The sequence below is a fragment of the Paraburkholderia sp. SG-MS1 genome (assembly GCF_012275575.1).
Taxonomy (GTDB): Bacteria; Pseudomonadota; Gammaproteobacteria; order Burkholderiales; family Burkholderiaceae; genus Paraburkholderia.
The window spans coordinates 1-19389 of the sequence record NZ_NPIH01000219.1; the positions used below are offsets into that span (position 1 = coordinate 1).

At 63.5% G+C, this 19389-nt stretch carries 18 protein-coding genes; 13 read left to right on the forward strand and 5 right to left on the reverse strand.

The window, feature by feature from the left end; translation table 11 throughout:
* From ftsW to lpxC, 9 genes are all read left to right on the forward strand, one after another.
* Window positions 1-1219 (forward strand): putative lipid II flippase FtsW (ftsW, locus tag CIC12_RS18810; protein ID WP_168665828.1); only part of this gene is annotated, 1219 nt, incomplete at its 5' end.
* Window positions 1216-2334: an undecaprenyldiphospho-muramoylpentapeptide beta-N-acetylglucosaminyltransferase gene (gene murG, locus CIC12_RS18815; RefSeq protein WP_168665830.1), complete on the forward strand. Its 1119-nt coding sequence runs from the start codon at window positions 1216-1218 to the stop codon at window positions 2332-2334. The genes ftsW and murG, both read left to right, overlap by 4 nt.
* Complete coding sequence (gene murC / locus CIC12_RS18820; protein ID WP_168665832.1) at window positions 2331-3734, forward strand: UDP-N-acetylmuramate--L-alanine ligase; 1404 nt, start codon at window positions 2331-2333, stop codon at window positions 3732-3734. Before murG ends, murC begins: the two co-directional genes overlap by 4 nt.
* A gap of 1 nt (window position 3735) precedes the next feature.
* A complete protein-coding gene (locus CIC12_RS18825) occupies window positions 3736-4677 on the forward strand; it encodes a D-alanine--D-alanine ligase (RefSeq protein ID WP_168665834.1) in 942 nt (313 codons plus the stop codon).
* A 24-nt stretch (window positions 4678-4701) separates the two neighbouring features.
* The gene (locus CIC12_RS18830; protein WP_168665836.1) at window positions 4702-5454 is read left to right on the forward strand and encodes a cell division protein FtsQ/DivIB; all 753 of its coding nucleotides are present in this window, start codon (window positions 4702-4704) and stop codon (window positions 5452-5454) included.
* Between the two features lie 27 nt (window positions 5455-5481).
* Window positions 5482-6714 (forward strand): cell division protein FtsA, encoded by a 1233-nt coding sequence (gene ftsA / locus CIC12_RS18835; protein WP_168665838.1) that lies wholly within the window; start codon window positions 5482-5484, stop codon window positions 6712-6714.
* Between the two features lie 157 nt (window positions 6715-6871).
* On the forward strand, window positions 6872-8074 hold the full coding sequence (ftsZ, locus tag CIC12_RS18840) for a cell division protein FtsZ (protein ID WP_168665840.1): 1203 nt from the start codon (window positions 6872-6874) through the stop codon (window positions 8072-8074).
* A gap of 266 nt (window positions 8075-8340) precedes the next feature.
* The gene (locus tag CIC12_RS18845; RefSeq protein WP_168665842.1) at window positions 8341-8844 is read left to right on the forward strand and encodes a peroxiredoxin; all 504 of its coding nucleotides are present in this window, start codon (window positions 8341-8343) and stop codon (window positions 8842-8844) included.
* 290 nt (window positions 8845-9134) lie between these two features.
* The gene (lpxC, locus tag CIC12_RS18850) at window positions 9135-10052 is read left to right on the forward strand and encodes a UDP-3-O-acyl-N-acetylglucosamine deacetylase (RefSeq protein ID WP_168665844.1); all 918 of its coding nucleotides are present in this window, start codon (window positions 9135-9137) and stop codon (window positions 10050-10052) included.
* Between the two features lie 64 nt (window positions 10053-10116).
* Here the strand turns inward: lpxC and CIC12_RS18855 are convergent, their stop codons facing one another.
* Complete coding sequence (locus CIC12_RS18855; RefSeq protein ID WP_168665846.1) at window positions 10117-10602, reverse strand: DciA family protein; 486 nt, start codon at window positions 10600-10602, stop codon at window positions 10117-10119.
* A 290-nt stretch (window positions 10603-10892) separates the two neighbouring features.
* Here CIC12_RS18855 and secA point away from each other — a divergent pair, with 290 nt between their 5' ends.
* The 4 genes from secA to CIC12_RS18875 all read left to right on the forward strand — a co-directional run bounded on the left by secA (window position 10893) and on the right by CIC12_RS18875 (window position 16443).
* Window positions 10893-13709 (forward strand): preprotein translocase subunit SecA, encoded by a 2817-nt coding sequence (gene secA / locus CIC12_RS18860; RefSeq protein ID WP_168665847.1) that lies wholly within the window; start codon window positions 10893-10895, stop codon window positions 13707-13709.
* A 150-nt stretch (window positions 13710-13859) separates the two neighbouring features.
* Entirely contained in the window at window positions 13860-15101 is a 1242-nt protein-coding gene (gene argJ / locus CIC12_RS18865; protein ID WP_168665848.1) for a bifunctional glutamate N-acetyltransferase/amino-acid acetyltransferase ArgJ, read from the forward strand.
* A gap of 53 nt (window positions 15102-15154) precedes the next feature.
* Window positions 15155-16024, forward strand: a complete 870-nt coding sequence (locus CIC12_RS18870) for an ATP-binding protein (RefSeq protein WP_168665849.1) — start codon at window positions 15155-15157, stop codon at window positions 16022-16024.
* On the forward strand, window positions 16021-16443 hold the full coding sequence (locus CIC12_RS18875) for an NUDIX domain-containing protein (protein WP_168665850.1): 423 nt from the start codon (window positions 16021-16023) through the stop codon (window positions 16441-16443). The genes CIC12_RS18870 and CIC12_RS18875 overlap by 4 nt, the downstream gene beginning before the upstream one ends.
* 59 nt (window positions 16444-16502) lie before the next feature.
* On the opposite strand, the gene yacG is transcribed toward CIC12_RS18875, so the two are convergent.
* The 4 genes from yacG to CIC12_RS18895 all read right to left on the reverse strand — a co-directional run bounded on the left by yacG (window position 16503) and on the right by CIC12_RS18895 (window position 19368).
* Window positions 16503-16700 (reverse strand): DNA gyrase inhibitor YacG, encoded by a 198-nt coding sequence (gene yacG, locus CIC12_RS18880; protein ID WP_168665851.1) that lies wholly within the window; start codon window positions 16698-16700, stop codon window positions 16503-16505.
* Between the two features lie 125 nt (window positions 16701-16825).
* Window positions 16826-17581, reverse strand: coding sequence for a cell division protein ZapD (gene zapD, locus CIC12_RS18885; protein WP_168665852.1), 756 nt, complete (start codon window positions 17579-17581; stop codon window positions 16826-16828).
* Window positions 17582-17820: 239 nt separating this feature from the next.
* Window positions 17821-18423 (reverse strand): dephospho-CoA kinase, encoded by a 603-nt coding sequence (gene coaE, locus CIC12_RS18890; protein ID WP_168665853.1) that lies wholly within the window; start codon window positions 18421-18423, stop codon window positions 17821-17823.
* A gap of 3 nt (window positions 18424-18426) precedes the next feature.
* On the reverse strand, window positions 18427-19368 hold the full coding sequence (locus CIC12_RS18895; RefSeq protein WP_168665855.1) for a prepilin peptidase: 942 nt from the start codon (window positions 19366-19368) through the stop codon (window positions 18427-18429).
* Window positions 19369-19389: the final 21 nt, after the last annotated feature.

The following is a 19389-nucleotide window of genomic DNA, read 5'->3' on the forward strand; positions in this document are numbered from 1 at the left end:
GGGGGGGGCGGCGCGCATGGCGGGCCGCACTGGCGGCAGCGGGCTCGCGAGCGCCGTCAACGGTGTGCGTCCGCTGCGTTCGCGGATGCTCGACTACGATCACTCGCTACTGTGGGTCGTGGTCGCACTGCTCGGACTCGGCGTCGTGATGGTGTACTCGGCGTCGATCGCGATGCCCGATTCGCCAAAGTACGCGTCGTATCGCGATTACGCGTTCCTCGTGCGCCAGATCATTTTCGTGACGATGGGCGCGGTGGTCGGCGTCGTGTCGTTCCGCATCCCGATCTCGACGTGGGACAAGTACGCGCCGAAGCTCTTCCTGATCTCGCTCGTCGCGCTGGTGATCGTGCTGATCCCGCACGTCGGCAAGGGCGTGAACGGTGCGCGCCGCTGGATTCCGCTCGGCATCACGAACATGCAGCCGTCGGAAATCATGAAGCTCGCGGTGACGATCTACGCGGCCAACTACACGGTGCGCAAGCAGGAATACATGCACAGCTTCGCCAAGGGCTTTCTGCCGATGGCGGTCGCGGTCGGTCTCGTCGGCGCGTTGCTGCTGCTCGAACCGGATATGGGCGCGTTCATGGTGATCGCGGCGATCGCGATGGGCGTGCTGTTTCTCGGCGGGGTGAACGGCAAGCTGTTCGGCGGGCTGGTGGCCACTGCGGTGGGCACGTTCAGCTTGCTGGTGTGGGCGTCGCCGTGGCGTCGTGAGCGGATCTTCGCGTACCTCGATCCGTGGGACGACCGTTACGCGCAGGGCAAGGCCTATCAATTGACGCACTCGCTGATCGCGTTCGGACGCGGCGAGTGGTTCGGCGTGGGCCTCGGCGGCAGCGTCGAGAAACTCAACTATCTGCCGGAAGCGCATACCGACTTCATCCTCGCGGTGATCGGCGAGGAACTCGGATTCGTCGGCGTGCTGGTCGTGATCTTGATGTTCTACTGGATCGTGCGCCGCTCGTTCGAGATCGGCCGTCAGGCGCTCGCACTCGATCGCACGTTCGCGGGTCTCGTCGCGAAGGGCGTGGGCATCTGGTTCGGCGCGCAGACGTTCATCAACATGGGTGTGAATCTCGGCTTGCTGCCCACTAAAGGTCTCACGCTGCCGCTCGTCAGCTATGGCGGCTCGGGCATTTTGCTGAACTGTGTCGCGGTCGCTGTGTTGATGCGCGTGGATTACGAGAACCGTGTGCTGATGCGCGGGGGCAAAGTATGACCGCTCTCCACCAACGCACGCTGATGGTGATGGCCGGCGGCACCGGAGGACATGTGTTCCCGGGGCTTGCGGTCGCGCATCTGATGCAGGCGTGGGGCTGGAAGGTGGTATGGCTCGGCAACCCCGCGGGCATGGAAGCGACGCTGGTGCCGAAGCACGGCATCCCGATGGAATACGTGCGCTTCGGCGGACTGCGCGGTAAAGGTCTGAAGACCAAGCTGATGCTGCCGCTGAATCTGCTGCGCGCGTGCACGCAGAGCCTCTCCGTGCTGCGTCGCGTGAAGCCGGACGTGGTGCTCGGCATGGGCGGCTATATCACGTTCCCGGCCGGATTGATGACCGCGTTGAGCGGCCGTCCGCTGGTGCTGCATGAACAGAATTCGATCGCGGGTCTCGCCAACAAGGTGCTCGCGAAACTCGCCAAACGCGTGCTGGTTGCGTTTCCGAATGCGCTGCCGCACGGTGAATGGACCGGCAATCCGATTCGTGAGGAACTTGCGCGCGCGATTGCACCCAAAGCACGCTACGCGCAACGCACGGGTCCGCTGAATCTGCTGGTGGTGGGCGGCAGTCTCGGTGCGGCGGCGTTGAACGAAGTGGTGCCGCGCGCGGTCGCGCTGCTTGGCTCCAACGAACGGCCGCGCATCGTGCATCAGGCGGGTGCGAAGCATATCGAAGCGCTGCGCGAGAACTACGCGGCAGCGGGTCTCCAAAGCGGAGCCGAAGTCGAACTCGTGCCGTTCATCGACGACATGACGAGCGCGTACGCGAAGGCCGACCTCGTGATTTGCCGCTCCGGCGCGATGACGGTGTCGGAGATTTCGGCGGTGGGCGTGGCGGCGTTTTTCGTGCCGTTCCCCTATGCAGTAGACGATCACCAGACCACCAATGCAGCGTTTCTCGCCGATAACGGCGCGGCGCTAGTCGTGCAGCAACGCGATCTGTCGGCGGACACCCTCGCCGACTGGTTGCGCAGCCAGACGCGGGAAAGTCTCGCGGAAATGGCGGAGCGTTCGCGCTCGCTCGCGAAACCCGACGCCACGGAGCAGGTCGCGCAGATTTGCGCGACCGTGGCGGGTTCGATTTCGGGCGCGAGCCCAGAAGGAAAGCAATGAAACATATCGTCAAACACATTCACTTTGTCGGCATCGGCGGTGTCGGCATGAGCGGCATCGCGGAGGTGCTGGTCAACCTGGGCTATCTGGTAAGCGGCTCGGATCTGTCGAGCAACGCGGTCACGGATCGCCTCGCCGCGCTCGGCGCGCGTATCGCGATCGGCCACGCGGCGGAGAACATCGAAGGCGCGAACGCGGTAGTGGTTTCCACGGCGGTGCGCAGCGACAACCCCGAGGTGCTGGCCGCGCGTCATCGCCGCATTCCGATCGTGCCGCGCGCGGTGATGCTCGCGGAACTGATGCGCCTGAAGCAGGGCATTGCGATTGCCGGCACGCACGGCAAGACGACGACCACGTCGCTGGTGGCGAGCGTGCTGGCCGCGGGCGGGCTCGATCCGACCTTCGTGATCGGTGGGCGGCTCATCAGCGCAGGCGCGAATGCGCGACTCGGCACGGGCGACTTCATCGTCGCCGAAGCGGACGAATCAGACGCGTCGTTCCTGAACCTGTTTCCGGTGATCGAGGTCATCACGAACATCGACGCCGATCACATGGACACCTACGGTCACGACTTCGCGCGGCTCAAGCAGGCGTTCATCGAATTCACGCACCGTCTGCCGTTTTACGGCATCGCGGTGCTGTGCGTCGACGATCCGAACGTGAAGGAGATTCTGCCGTTCGTGTCGAAGCCGATCATCCGCTACGGTCTCGCACCGGACGCGCAGGTCCGCGCGGTGAACGTAGAGGCGCGCGACGGCAAGATGCATTTCACGGCGATGCGCGAAGACGCGGCGCCGCTCGACATCGTGTTGAACCTGCCGGGCGAGCACAACGTGCAGAACGCGCTGGCCGCGATTGCGATTGCGACTGAACTTGAAGTGAAAGATGCCGATATCCAGCGAGCGCTCGCGGATTTCAACGGCGTGGGCCGGCGCTTCCAGCGCTATGGCGAAGTACCGGTTGCAGCCGAGGGCAAGGTCGCGGGCGCTTACACGCTGGTCGATGACTACGGTCACCACCCGGTCGAGATGGCGGCCACGGTGGCGGCGGCGCGCGGCGCATTCCCGGGCCGCCGTCTGGTGCTCGCATTCCAGCCGCACCGCTTCACGCGCACGCGCGATTGCTTCGAGGATTTCGTGAAGGTGTTGTCGACCGTCGATGCGCTCGTGCTGACCGAAGTCTATTCAGCCGGCGAGTCGCCGATCGTCGCCGCGGACGGCCGTGCGTTGGCGCGCGCGCTGCGAGTGGCGGGCAAGGTCGAACCGGTGTTCGTCGATACGGTGGATGAAGTGCCGGGCGCGCTCGCAGCAGTGGTGCGCGACGGGGATGTGGTGATTACGATGGGCGCGGGTTCGATCGGCGGTGTGCCGGGTCGCCTCGCGCAGGAACCGAAGGTGTGAGATGAGCAGTATCGACCCTAAACAATTCGGCAAAGTGGCAGTGCTGCTCGGTGGAGATTCCGCCGAGCGCGAGGTATCGCTCAACTCCGGACGTCTCGTGTTGCAGGGCCTGCGCGACGCCGGCGTCGACGCGCATGCGTTCGATCCGGCCGAGCGTCCGCTCGCCGCGTTGAAAGAAGAAGGCTTCGTGCGCGCGTTCAACGCGCTGCATGGCGGCTACGGCGAGAACGGCCAGATTCAGGGCGCACTCGACTTCTACGGCATCAAGTACACCGGCAGCGGCGTGCTCGGCTCGGCGCTGGGTCTCGACAAGTTCCGCACCAAGCTCGTGTGGCAGCAGCTCGGCATTCCGACGCCGCCGTTCGAAGCGGTGCTGCGCGGTGACGACTACGCAGCGCGCGCGAAGGATATCGTCGCGAAGCTCGGCTTGCCGCTCTTCGTGAAACCGGCGAGCGAAGGGTCGAGCGTCGCGGTGATCAAGGTGAAGAGCGCGGACGCATTGCCCGCCGCGCTGATCGAAGCGGTCAGGTACGACAAGATCGTCGTGGTCGAAAAGAGCATCGAAGGCGGCGGCGAATACACCGCGTGCATTGCCGGGGACCTGGACCTGCCGGTGATCCGCATCGTGCCGGCCGGCGAGTTCTACGACTACCACGCGAAGTACATCGCCAACGACACGCAGTATCTGATTCCGTGCGGTCTGGCGGCGGACGAGGAAGCGCGTTTGAAAGTGCTGGCGCGCCGTGCGTTCGACGTGCTCGGCTGCACCGATTGGGGCCGCGCCGATTTCATGCTCGACGGCGACGGCAATCCGTACTTTCTGGAAGTGAACACGGCGCCTGGCATGACCGATCATTCGCTGCCGCCGAAAGCGGCGCGCGCGGTGGGCATCAGCTATCAGGAACTGGTTGTCGGCGTGTTGGCGCTGACGCTGCAGGATTAACCGGGGCGACCCGAAAGCAACACCATGTGGAACAACGTTCGCCAGCTCAATCTCGCCACCAATGCATTGCATGTGTTGCTGGTGCTCGTGCTGCTGGCGGCGGGCGGTTACTGGCTGATCCAGCGCCCGAATTTCGCGCTGCGCGAAATCCAGATCGACGGCGACACCGAGCACATCAATTCGCCGACGGTGCGCGCCGGTGTAGTGGGGCGGTTGAAGGGCAACTTTTTCACGGTCGATCTCGACGTCGCGCGGCAGGCGTTCGAGCAGATGCCGTGGGTGCGTCACGCGAGCGTGCGGCGGGTCTGGCCCAATGCGCTGGCTGTCACGCTCGAGGAGTACAAACCGCTGGGAACGTGGGGCAGCGATCAGCTGGTCAGCGTCGACGGCGAGCTGTTCACCGCGAACCAGGGCGAGCTCGAAGAAGATCTGCCCGCGTTCGATGGCCCGGACGGCACGGCAAAAGAGGTGGTCGCGCGTTATCACGACTTCCAGAAGTGGTTTGCGCCGCTGGGCGCGACGCCGGACGAAGTGACACTGTCGCCGCGCTACGCGTGGACGGTGAAGCTGTCGAACGGCACGCAGGTTGAACTTGGACGCGAACGCAATCAGGACACGCTGCTCGATCGCAGCAAGCGCCTGACGGCGGCGTGGAGCGCGGTGACGCAACGTTGGGGAAAGGATATCGAGTATGCGGACTTGCGCTATCCGAACGGTTTCGCGATTCGCGCGGCTGGCATGCGCTTTATCAGCGAACCCGACAAGGGCAAGAAGTAAACGGACATCACACGCAATGAGCACGCTATGAGTAAAGACTATAAAGATCTGCTGGTCGCCCTCGACATCGGGACGTCGAAGGTCGTGGCCATCGTCGCCGAGTTGAAGGGCGAGGGTCACTACGAGGTGATCGGCCTCGGCCAGAGCGAATCGAAGGGGCTCAAGAAAGGCGTCGTGGTGAATATCGAGGCCACCGTGCAGTCGATTCAGCGCGCGCTCGAAGAAGCCGAGCTGATGGCCGACTGCAAGATCACGAATGTGTTCACCGGGATCGCTGGCAGCCATATCCGCAGCTTCAATTCGAGCGGCATGGTGGCGATCAAGGAGAAGGAAGTCACGCAGACGGACGTCGCGCGCGTGATCGAAACGGCGAAGGCGATCAATATCCCGACCGATCAGCAGGTGCTGCATATCCTGACGCAGGAATTCATCATCGACGGTCAGGAAGATGTGCGCGAGCCGATCGGCATGAGCGGCATCCGCCTCGAAGTGAAAGTGCACATCGTCACGGGCGCGGTGAGCGCGGCGCAGAACATCGTCAAGTGTGTGCGCCGCTGCGGGCTCGAAGTGAACGATCTGATTCTGCAGCCGCTCGCGTCGTCGCTCGCGGTGCTGACGGAAGACGAGAAGGAACTCGGCGTGGTGCTGGTCGATATCGGCGGCGGTACGACGGACATTGCGATTTTCAGCGAAGGCGCGATCCGTCATACGGCCGTGATTCCGATCGCCGGCGACCAGATCACGAGCGACATCGCGATGGCCTTGCGCACGCCGACGCCGGACGCCGAAGACATCAAGGTCGATTACGGCATCGCCAAGCAGGCACTCGCCGAACCGGACGAGATGATCGAAGTGCCGGGTCTCGGCGAGCGCGGTCCGCGCACGCTGTCGCGCCAGGCGCTGGCCGCGGTGGTCGAGCCGCGCGTCGAAGAACTGTTTTCGCTCGTGCAGCAGGTGGTGCGCGAGTCGGGTTACGAGGAACTGCTGAGCTCCGGCGTCGTGCTGACCGGCGGCGCGTCGATGATGCTCGGCATGGTCGAACTGGGTGAAGACATTTTCCTGAAGCCGGTGCGCATCGGCGTGCCGGAATACGCGGGCGGTCTCGCCGACGTCGTGCGCAATCCGCGCTATTCGACGGCGATGGGCTTGCTCGTCGAAGGACGCTCGCAACGCATGCGCGGCCGCAAGGTCGCGGTGCAGTCGGGCTCGATGGGACAGGTGTTCACGCGCATGAAGGACTGGTTCCTCGGAAACTTCTGACGCAACGGTTTTGCTGCACAGATTTAGCTGAACGGGTTTCGAACGGGTTCTAAAAAATACGCGCTGGTGCCGGCGGCCGGCGCGCGACAGGCGGTTGCCCGATCTCCTGCCGAATAACGGCCGAGTGGCTGTAATTTTTTATCTTGACGGAGGCAACATGGAATTCCAGATGCTGGAAACCGAAACGAACGGCACCATCATCAAGGTGGTCGGAGTAGGTGGCGCTGGCGGCAATGCCGTTCAGCACATGATCAACAAAGGCGTGCAAGGCGTCGACTTCATCGTAATGAACACGGACGCGCAGGCACTGTCGCGTTCGCGCGCTACCGCGGTGATCCAGCTCGGCAACACGGGTCTGGGCGCAGGCGCCAAGCCGGAAATGGGCCGCGCCGCAGCGGAAGAAGCCCGTGAGCGCATCGCCGACGCACTGCGCGGCGCACACATGGTCTTCATCACGGCCGGCATGGGCGGCGGCACGGGCACGGGTGCAGCACCGGTGGTCGCGCAGATCGCCAAGGAAATGGGCATCCTGACCGTCGGTGTGGTCAGCAAGCCGTTCGAGTTCGAAGGCGGCAAGCGTATGCGCGTCGCTGAAGCCGGTTCGCAGCAACTGGAGGATCACGTCGATTCGCTGATCGTCGTTCTGAACGACAAGCTGTTCGAGGTGATGGGCGACGACGCCGAGATGGACAAGTGCTTCCAGTGCGCTGACGACGTTCTGAACAACGCTGTGGCCGGCATCGCGGAAATCATCAACGTCGACGGTCTGGTGAACGTTGACTTCGAAGACGTCAAGACGGTGATGGGCGAGCAGGGCAAAGCGATGATGGGCACGGCGACGGTGGCCGGCGTCGATCGCGCGCGTCTGGCCGCCGAACAGGCTGTCGCCAGCCCGCTGCTGGAAGGTGTGGATCTGTCGGGCGCGCGTGGCGTGCTGGTCAACATCACGTCGAGCCGTTCGCTGCGTCTGTCGGAAACGCGCGAAGTGATGAACACCATCAAGAGCTATGCTGCTGAAGACGCGACCGTGATTTTCGGCGCGGTGTACGACGATGCGATGGGCGACGCGCTGCGCGTGACGGTCGTGGCAACGGGTCTGGGCCGCGCGGCGAAGAAGCAGCAATCGGCACCGATGACGCTGCTGCGCACCGGCACCGACAACCAGCCGATCGGCGCGATGCAGCACACAGCGTATGCCCCGTCGGCGTCACACGCGAGCACGGCCGATTACGGCGCGCTGGACACGCCGGCAGTGTGGCGCACCTCGCGCGATACAGCCGCTTCGCACGTGCAGGCGCTGCAGGAAAAGGGCGTCGACACGTACGACATTCCGGCATTCCTGCGCAAGCAGGCGGACTGAGCGCGCGAGCAGGCTTTCGTTGCCGCGCTGCGGGTGGTGTCGCAGTGCAGCGTTGGCCGACGAATGCACGAGCGTGGCGGGTGAACGGCGAACAGGCCGCGTATCGTTCAGATTCGCGGCAGGAAAAGTGCCCTCTTCGGATTCGCGAAGCGGATTGGGCGACTGTCGCCGAACGGTGGAGCCAGTAGTACGTTAAGGCCCAGCCGAATTTCACTGCGACACGAGAACGTGCGAGCGATGCTTCGCATCGATGCAAAGGACTGAGCATGATTCAAGCAGGTGACAAGCTGCCCGACGCAACGCTTTTCGAGTTTATCGAAGACGAGCGGGCGGGCTGCACGTTGGGGCCGAACAGCTTCAGCGTGCGCGAACAGACGGCGGGCAAGCGCGTGGTGATCTTCGGATTGCCGGGCGCGTTCACGCCGACCTGTTCGGCCAAACATGTACCGGGTTATGTCGAGCACGCCGGGCAGTTGCGCGCTCTTGGCATCGACGAGATCTGGTGTGTGTCCGTCAACGACGCGTTCGTAATGGGCGCGTGGGGACGCGATCAGCACGCCTCGGGCAAGGTGCGCATGATGGCGGACGGCAGTGCGGCTTTCACACGGGCGCTCGGTCTCGAGCAGGATTTGTCGGCGCGCGGCATGGGAATTCGTTCCCAGCGCTACGCGATGGTGGTCGACGACGGCGTGGTCAAGACGTTGAACGTCGAGGCTGCCGGCAAATTCGAAGTCAGCGATGCAGGGAGTATTCTCGCCACGTTGAGCTAGTTGCGCGGCGTCGCGCCTTCGCCTCTCCCCCTGCGCGGATGTGCCGCGTTGTGGCAGGGCAACGGCGAGCAAGACGCTTTTGTGACAGGCCGTTACGCGGGCCGATGACCGGAAACGCCTCCGTTCCGGACATCGGCCCGTCACGCTTTCCCTGACGGGCGCCCAGTGAGTAATGCAGCGAAACAGATTGATACGTTCCGCGCAACGACGCTCCTTAGGGTATTGGAGTATACTTCGCGCTATGGAATAAAAAGTCCCGATTGGGATTTTCAATCGAATAGAAGATCACCATGTTGAAGCAGCGCACTATCAAATCAATCGTCAAGACAGTTGGCATCGGCCTGCACTCCGGCCGTAAGGTCAACCTGACGCTCCGCCCGGCGGTGCCGGACACTGGCATCGTGTTTTCGCGCGTGGATCTGCCCACGCCGGTAGACATTCCGGCGTCGGCGATGGCGATTGGCGATACGCGTCTCGCTTCCGTGTTGCAGAAAGACGGCGCACGCGTGTCGACCATCGAGCACCTGATGTCCGCCTGCGCCGGTCTCGGCATTGACAATCTTTATGTCGACGTCACCGCCGAAGAAATTCCGATCATGGACGGCAGTGCCGGTTCGTTCGTGTTCCTGATCCAGTCGGCGGGTATCGAAGAGCAGAACGCGGCGAAGAAATTCATCAAGGTCACCAAGCCGGTCGAAATACGCGACGGCGACAAGTTTGCGCGCCTCGATCCGTACTTCGGTTTCAAGCTGAAGTTCACGATCGACTTCCGTCACCCGGCCGTTGACAAGACCGGCCAGGCGCTGGAAGTGGATTTTGCCAACACGTCGTACGTGCGCGAAATCGCGCGTGCCCGCACGTTCGGTTTTGCGCATGAAGTGGAAATGATGCGCGAACTGGGTCTGGCACGCGGCGGCAGCATGGACAACGCGATCGTGCTCGACGAATACCGCATTCTGAACAACGACGGCCTGCGCTACGACGACGAGTTCGTGAAGCACAAGATGCTCGACGCGATCGGCGACCTGTATGTTGTCGGCCATCCGTTGCTGGCATCGTACAACGCGTACAAGTCGGGTCACGGCCTGAACAATGCACTGCTGCGCGAGTTGCTGGCGCATGAGGACTCGTACGAAATCGTCACGTTCGAGGACACGCAAAAAGCGCCACGCGGCTTCGCGTACGAAACGCAAACGGCATTTGCATGACGCCTTTGTTTCATCGCGGAAGCAAGCGCATAAAAAACGGCCCACACGGGCCGTTTTTTTTCGTTCAGCGATTTCTCCGATGCCGGGCCGCCATTCTCGCCAGCGCTTGCTGGAGCGGCGACGGCGCGAGCGACTCGGAGAGCGCATGCAGTGCGTCGGCGCGGGTCGGCGTCATGCGCGCCTGTTTGACCGGCGGGGGCGCTTGGACCGGCTGCGGCCGCACGCGAATTATCAGCGCATTGACGGGCCAGCCGCGCTGCTGCAGATCCGCCAGTAGCCGCGGCTCCAGATGCCGCAGCCGCGCGGCGAGCGCATTGTGCGCGGCAAAGAGGGCCAGCACGCCGTCCTTGATGAAGCCCGGTTCGACGCTCGTCGCCAGATAATCGGGCAGCAGCGCGCGCAGATCCTTTTCCAGCGCGGCAATCTGCTCGACGCCCGCACGCAGAGCCGCGAAGGCGTCCGTGCGATTGAGCACCTCGGCGACAGGCTGGGGGCGGCGCGCCTTGAACTGCTGGGGCGGCGGCCTTGAAAAGGACGGAAAACGGCTCATATTTGACGGTAGCGGCGTGTTCGCACCCGATGTGCGTTCACGCTGCGATTGTACCGTGCGGGATGCCCGCGAGCCCGTCTCGATGCGCACTGTCAAAGGTCGCTGCGGCGGGCTTCGGATGCCTTGCCGCCGACGCGCCTCCGACACAGGCGCTGCCGGGGGCGCGTGCTAAAATGCCCGATTCGAATTCACTCTTGGACTAAGCCGCCGAGGCCCTTCCGACCCCGGAGCGCACGTGCCCGAACAGCACGCCGCGACCCAGCCGAAGCCGCGACGCAGACACCGATCCGATGACCACCGGTTTTCTACAAAAGATTTTTGGCAGCCGCAACCAGCGGTTAGTCAAGCAATATCAAAAGACCGTCGCGGCGATCAATGCGCTCGAACCGCAGATCGAGCAATTGACGGACGATCAACTGCGCGCCAAAACGGGTGAATTCCGCCAGCGCGTCGCGAGTGGCGAATCGCTCGACAAGCTGCTGCCCGAGGCGTTCGCCGTGTGCCGCGAGGCCAGCAAGCGGGTGCTGAAAATGCGCCACTTCGACGTGCAGCTGATCGGCGGCATGGTCCTGCACTACGGCAAGATCGGCGAAATGCGCACCGGCGAAGGCAAGACGCTCGTCGCCACGCTGCCGGTGTACCTGAACGCGCTGTCGGGCCGCGGCGTCCACGTGGTCACGGTCAACGACTACCTCGCACAGCGCGACGCCGAATGGATGGCACGGCTGTACAACTTCCTCGGTTTGTCGGTCGGCATCAACCTGTCGCAGATGGACCACGAAGCGAAGCAGGCAGCTTACGCCGCCGACATCACGTACGGCACGAACAACGAATTCGGCTTCGACTACCTGCGTGACAACATGGTCTACGAGACCGATGCGCGCGTGCAGCGGGCCCTCAACTTCGCGGTGGTCGACGAGGTCGACTCGATCCTGATCGACGAAGCGCGTACGCCGCTTATCATCTCCGGCCAGGCCGAAGATCATACCGAACTCTACGTGCGCATGAACGCGCTGCCGCCCCTGCTCGAACGCCAGATCGGCGAAGAAAAGGCGGACGGCACCGGCGTCGAAAAACCGGGCGACTATACGCTGGACGAGAAGGGCCGTCAGGTGTTTCTGACCGAATCTGGCCACGAAAAGGCCGAGCGCCTGCTCGCCGAGTGGGGCCTGATTGGCGAGGGCGAAAGCCTGTACGCGCCGCAGAACATCACGCTGATGCACCATGTGTACGCGGCCTTGCGCGCACACACGCTGTTCTTCAAGGACCAGCATTACGTCGTGCAGAACGGCGAAGTCGTGATCGTCGATGAATTCACCGGCCGGCTGATGGCGGGCCGCCGCTGGTCGGACGGCTTGCATCAGGCAGTGGAAGCGAAGGAACACGTGAAGATCCAGAGCGAGAATCAGACGCTCGCATCGATCACGTTCCAGAACTACTTCCGTATGTACGCGAAGCTGGCCGGCATGACCGGCACGGCCGATACCGAAGCGTACGAATTCAACGAGATCTACGGCCTCGAAACGGTCGTGATCCCCACCAACCGTCCGCCCAAGCGGATCGACAAGCAGGATCAGATTTACAAGACCGCCAAGGAACGTTACGACGCGGTGATTCGCGACATCCGCGAGTGTTACGAGCGCGGTCAGCCGGTGCTGGTCGGCACGACATCGATCGAAAACTCCGAGCTGCTCTCGCATTTGCTGAAGCAGGCCGGTCTGCAGCACGAAGTGCTGAACGCCAAGCAGCACGCGCGTGAAGCCGAGATCGTCGCCGAAGCGGGCCGTCCGAAGCGCATCACGATCGCCACCCACATGGCCGGCCGTGGTACCGACATCGTGCTCGGCGGCAATGCGGAAAAGCAGGCGTCGTTCATCGAGCAGGACGAAACGCTGTCCGACGACGAGAAGCAGCGCCGCATCCAGAAGTTGCACGACGAGTGGCAGGCGCTGCACGATCAGGTGAAGGCCGCGGGCGGTCTGCACATCATCGGCACCGAGCGTCACGAATCGCGCCGGATCGACAATCAGTTGCGCGGCCGTGCGGGCCGTCAGGGTGACCCGGGTTCGTCGCGCTTCTATCTGTCGCTGGAAGATCCGCTGCTGCGCATTTTCGCGGGCGACCGTGTGCGCGCGATCATGGATCGCCTGAAGATGCCGGAAGGCGAGGCGATCGAAGCGGGCATCGTGTCGCGCTCGATCGAATCGGCGCAGCGCAAGGTCGAAGCGCGCAACTTCGACGTGCGCAAGCAATTGCTCGAATACGACGATGTGTCGAACGATCAGCGCAAGGTGATCTACCAGCAGCGCAATGAGTTGCTCGAAGCGAACGACATCACCGAGACCATCGGCGCGATGCGTCATGGCGTGATCGCCGACATCGTTCACCAGTTCGTGCCGGCGGGCAGCATCGAAGAGCAGTGGGACGTGCCCGAACTGGAGGAAGTGCTGCGCAACGAATGGCAGCTCGACCTCGCGATTCAGGAGATGATCAACGAGTCGAACTCGATTAACGCGGACGAGATTCTCGAAGCGGTCGAAGCCGCCGCCGACGAAGCGTACGAGGCGAAGGTCGAGCTGGTCGGCCGCGAATCGTTCAGCGCGTTCGAACGCTCGATCATGCTGCAAACGCTGGACCGTAGTTGGCGCGAACATCTGGCCGCGCTCGACCATCTGCGCCAGGGCATCCATCTGCGCGGCTATGCGCAGAAGAACCCGAAGCAGGAATACAAGCGCGAAGCGTTCGAACTGTTCGCCGCGATGCTCGACGCAGTGAAGCTCGAAGTCACCCGTGTGGTGATGAACGTGCAGATCCAGTCGCCCGAACAGTTGGAAGAGGCCGCCGACCAACTGGAAGAGCAGGGCAGCCACCTCGAGAACGTCGAGTTTCGCCACGCCGAGTTTGCCGAAGCCGCGGCCGCAGCGCCGATCGCCGCCGAAGCAGCCACTGCCGCGATGATCGGCGACGCGATGAGCCACGGCCACGGTGCGGCGTCGCAAGCGACGGTGAATGTCGGCGCGGACAACGTGCCGAAGGTCGGCCGCAACGACCCCTGCCCGTGCGGCAGCGGCAAGAAGTACAAGCAGTGCCACGGCAAGATCGTCTGATGCCGAAAGCGGCGCGCTCCTGAGCGCGCCGCGTCGTTTTGCGCAGTGCTTTGCTATTGATTTCGCGGTGGCCCGGCAACCTGCCCGAGCCATCAGTTCCGTTTCCTTGATGCCGGCGCCTGCCGGCATTTTCTTCGACAGGTCCCGACCATGGCTGTCAATTTCCCCTCGATCGATCCCGCTCAACTCCACCCCGTTGCCGGCGTTACGCTCGGCTGGGCCGAGGCGAACATCCGCAAGCCGAACCGTAAAGACGTGCTTGTCCTCTCCGTCGACGAAACTGCGACGGTGGGCGGTGTGTTCACGCAAAACCGTTTCTGCGCGGCACCCGTCACGGTGTGCCGTGAGAATCTTGAGCGCGTGCGCGCTGGTGGCAAGCCGATCCGCGCGCTGGTGATCAACACGGGCAACGCGAACGCGGGCACGGGTGAACCGGGTCTCGTGGCGGCGCGCGAAACGTGCGCCGAACTCGCGCGTCTCGCCGACATCGCACCTGAACAGGTGCTGCCGTTTTCGACCGGCGTGATTCTCGAACCGCTGCCGGTTGGTCGTCTGAAGGCCGGTTTGCCGGCCGCGCTGGCCAACCGTAAGGAAGCGAACTGGTACGACGCCGCGCAGGCGATCATGACCACCGACACGCTGCCGAAAGCCGCCTCGCGCCAGGTCACGATCGACGGCCACACGGTCACGCTGACCGGCATCAGCAAGGGCGCCGGCATGATCAAGCCGAACATGGCGACCATGCTCGGCTTCCTCGCGTTCGACGCAGCGCTGGCGCAGCCGGTGCTGGACGCGCTGGTCAAACATGTCGCGGACCGCTCGTTCAACTGCATCACGATCGATGGCGATACGTCGACCAACGATTCGTTCATCCTGATCGCGTCGGGCAAATCGAGCCTGCCGGCGATCACGTCCACCGGTTCGCCCGCTTATGAAGCGCTGCGCGACGCGGTGACCGAAGTCGCCCAGACCCTCGCGCAACTGATCGTGCGCGACGGCGAAGGCGCGACCAAGTTCATGACCGTGCATGTCGAAGGCGGCTCGAGCGCCGGCGAATGCCGCCAGATCGCGTATGCGATCGGCCACTCGCCGCTCGTGAAGACAGCCTTCTATGCATCGGACCCGAACCTCGGCCGCATTCTGGCGGCCATCGGCTATGCCGGCGTGGACGATCTCGACGTCGGCAAGATCGATCTGTATCTGGACGACGTGCTGGTCGCGACTGCCGGCGGCCGCAACCCGGCCTACCGTGAAGAAGACGGCCAGCGCGTCATGAAGAAGAGCGAGATCGGCATTCGCGTCGTACTCGGCCGCGGCGATGCGCAAGCCACGATCTGGACTTGCGATCTGTCGCACGAGTACGTAAGCATTAACGCCGACTATCGCTCGTAACCAGGTTCATTGCGCGGCCTGCCGCCGCGCAATAGGCCGCTTACTTCACCGTCATGGACAAACTCGAACAGTTTTTGACCCGGGCCGAAGCCGTGCTCGTCCGTCTGGAGGCGATGCTTCCGCCCGCCGCGCCTGAGATCGACTGGTCGGCCGCGGTCGCTTTTCGCTGGCGCAAGCGCCAGGGGCGCGGCTACCTGCAGCCGGTGCCCGCTATCTCGTCGATCACGCTCGACGACTTGCAAAACATCGATCGCCAGAAAGGGCTGATCGAGCAGAACACGCGCCAGTTCGTGCACAAGCAGCCAGCCAATAACGTGCTGCTGACGGGCGCGCGCGGCACCGGCAAATCGTCGCTGATCAAGGCGTGCCTGAACGCGTACGCGAAAGACGGTCTCCGTCTGATCGAAGTGGACAAGGACGATCTGCACGATCTCGGCGATATCGTCGACCTGATCGCGAAGCGGCCGGAGCGCTTCGTGGTGTTCTGCGACGACCTGTCGTTCGAAGACGGCGAGTCCGGCTACAAGGCGCTGAAGGTCGCGCTCGACGGTTCGATCGCCGCCCAGTCGGACAATGTGCTGATCTATGCGACATCGAACCGCCGTCATCTGTTGCCCGAGTACATGAGCGACAACGAGACGTACAAGCACACGTCCGACGGCGAGATTCATCCGGGTGAGCTGGTGGAAGAAAAGATTTCGCTGTCAGAGCGTTTTGGGCTGTGGGTCAGCTTCTATCCGTTCAAGCAGGATGACTACCTGTCAATCATTGGCCACTGGCTGCGGCATTTCGGTTGCGACGACGCTGAAGTCGAGGCCGCGCGCGGCGACGCGCTGGTTTGGGCGCTCGAACGCGGCTCTCGCTCCGGACGCGTCGCGTGGCAATTCGCTCGCGACTGGTCCGGCCGGAAAAGCGCGGCATGAGCGACGCGCAAAAGAATGCCGCGGGCCGTCCGGTGACGGAAGTCGCCGTCGGCGTGCTGATTCAGCCGGACGGGCGCTATCTGCTGGCGCAGCGTCCGGCGGGCAAACCGTATGAGGGCTACTGGGAGTTTCCGGGCGGCAAGCTGGAGGCGGGCGAGTCGGTCGAGGCCGCGCTTGCGCGCGAGCTGCACGAGGAATTGGGGATCGACGTAGAGGCAAGCCATCTCTGGCATACGCTCGAACACGATTACCCCCACGCCTACGTGCGGCTCTTCTTCTGCAAGGTGACGCGGTGGTCCGGCGAGCCGCACGGCCGCGAAGGCCAGGCGTTCGTCTGGCAGGCGTTGCCTGCCGACGTCGCGCCGCTGTTGCCGGCGACCATTCCGGTACTCGAATGGCTCGCGGCGGAAAAGAACTGATAGACGGAAGCGTACGGCGGGCGCAGTGCTAGCAGCGTCCGCCGACACAGCGAGCCCGCTCAATGCGGGTGGTAGTCCCCGCCGGGTGTCTCATCCGACGACGCTTCCTGATCGGTTCCACCGATCTTGTACTTCTCAGCGGCCCAGGCGCCGAGATCGATCTGCTTGCAGCGATCGGAGCAGAACGGACGGTAGCGGCTTTCAGGGGTCCAACGGACATCCTTGCCGCAAGTGGGGCATTTGACGACGGTAGGCATACGGTCAGGCAGTCAATCGCAAACGGAACAAGTAACGAATATAGGGGCATTTTGTGCCACTTTAAAGGCGCATCCCTCTATCCGGATCTGGCGGGCGAACGTCGCGCGGCAGGTTGCGGGCCTGTTTACAGGCTGCAAAGCGTGAGCTGGAACGGCACGTCGACATCTACGGCACGCGGACGCAAATCGCCGTCCTGCACCGTGAAACGCACCCACAGCATGTACTTGTTGGCACTCGCCTCGGGAATCACCCGCAATTCAGGTGCCACCCGAACCTGCATCAATTGATACGACCGCCCCGACAGCATCTGCTGATAGCTGCCTTGCATCGCCATCACCTTGGATGCCTGGCCCGATTCGCGCGCGAGCCGCAGAACGATGGTGGCTGCGTCGCGCAGCGGCAGTAGCGGCGTGACCCACTTGGCGATGTCCTGGCGGCGCTGATCGGGATGAAGCTGCTGCCACGCGTAGTAGGACGGCAGGTCGAATTTGCACGTGCCACCAGGGATGATCGCGCGACTGCGAATGCTGGCGAGCCACTCGTTGTCTGCAAGATGCTGGCCGGTCTTACCCTGCATCTGCCCGAGTCCCGCGAGAGTTTGTTCGATTTCGCCGAGCACGGCTTCCAGCGCGTTCTGTTCGATTCCCGGGTTGCCGCGAAACGGCGCCAGCGTTTGCCGTTGACGCTCGAGTTCCTTCATCAGATCAGACTTCAGATCCGCGCGACCCGCAACTTCTGAGATTTCGAACAACGTTGTCAGTGCGACGTGATGTTCCTTGGCGTCTTCCTGAGTTAGAAAAAACGTGAAGCGCTCGAACAGATCTTCGAGGCGCAACAGCGTCCGGATTCGCTCGTTGAAGGGATACTCGTAAAGGATCAAGCGGGCTCGCCTCGGGCGTGGTCGGTGACGGGAATGCAGAACATTCTAATGCCGTGGGACTACCCTAGCAATCACGCACTTTTTGAGCGCGCTTTCGCAACTTTTTTCACGTGTTTTGGGCGCTTTCCGCGTGCTTTGGCTTGCACGCTGCCGCAAAGTTCAACGAGAAGGGCATGCAGCGGCGCGCGGTTTTCATGTGTCGTGCGCGCTTTTTGCTTCGCCGATGGTACGGTTTCGGCTCATGCGTCCGCGAGGGACAGATATGCGCGATGCTGCTTGTCGACTTGCGCCTTCAGCGCGCTGAGCGGCGCATTGTCATTGTCGATCACGTCGTCGGCTGCTGCGAGGCGTGCTTCGCGCGTGGCCTGACGGGCGATGATCGCCAGGACCTGGTCGCGACTGAAGCCGTTGCGGCACATGACGCGGGCGATCTGCGTCTCGACGCTGCAATCGACGGTCAGCACACGATTCGCGCGATGCTTCCAGCTCCCCGACTCGACCAGCAGCGGCACCACAACGATCACGTAAGGGCCCTGCGCTTCACGCTGCTCGCGCCTCGTCTCCGCACGAATCAACGGATGCGTGATGGCTTCGAGACGTTTGCGGGCGCCCTCGTCGCTGAATACGAGTTCCCGCATGCGCGCGCGGTCGAGTGAGCCGTCGGCGGCGACGAACGCGGCGCCGAATTCCGCCGCAATCGGCGGCATCGCGATGCCGTGCGGCGCGGTGATGCGATGCGCGATCAGGTCCGTGTCGACGAGCGGCACGCCGTGCGCGGCGAACAGATCGGCGACGGTCGATTTACCACTGCCGATGCCGCCGGTGAGTCCTACGACAAACATGCTTCAGCCTCCCAGAGCCAGATAGAGCGGTGTGCCGAGAAACAGCGTAAGCGCGCCACCCGCTGCGAGAAACGGCCCGAACGGCAGCGGCTCTTCGAAGCGCATGCGGCCGCGCCACGTCGCCGCGAGCCCGACCACTGCGCCCGTCACCGCCGCGATCAGCACGATCTGCGGCAGGGCGGCCCAGCCGAGCCACGCGCCGAGCGCCGCGAGCAGCTTGAAATCACCGTAGCCCATCCCTTCGACGCCGCGCACCAGCCGGAACAGCCAATGCACGGCCCACAGCACAAGGTAACCGAAGATGGCGCCGAGCACCGCATCGTGCAGGCTCGCAAACATGCCGTTGAAATTGACGATGAGGCCTGTCCACAGAAGCGGCAGCGTCATCGAATCGGGCAGCAGATGCGTGTCGATGTCGATCGCGCTCATCGCGAGCAGCGCCGCGCACAAGCCGAAGGCGGCGAGCGCCGTAATCGTCGGGCCGAACAGCGCGAGGGCGCCCGCCGCGAACGCGGCGCTGGCAATTTCGAGCAGTGGATAGCGCAGGCTCACGTGTGCGTCGCAGGCGGAGCAGCGCCCGCGCAGCAGCACATAGCTCAGCACCGGCAGATTCTCCCACGCGCGCAGCACGTGCCCGCAATGCGGACACGCACTACGCGGCACCCACAGGTTATAGCGCGCAGGCAGGCCGTCTTCGGGCGGCGGCTGGTCACTGGCGTCGCTGATTTCCGCATGCCACGCACGTTCCAGCATGATCGGCAGCCGATGCACGACCACGTTCAGGAAGCTGCCGATCACGAGGCCGAACGCGATCGCCAACGCCATCTGCAGACCGGCGGGCAAGCTGCCGAACGCGACGCCGAAATCGGTCGCGACGTGGCTGGGCAGCAAGCCCGAGAGCAGACTGGAAGAAGTTTCTGACACGAGTGGAAAAGGCGCCTGCATGGGTAAGGGATGGGATTCGGC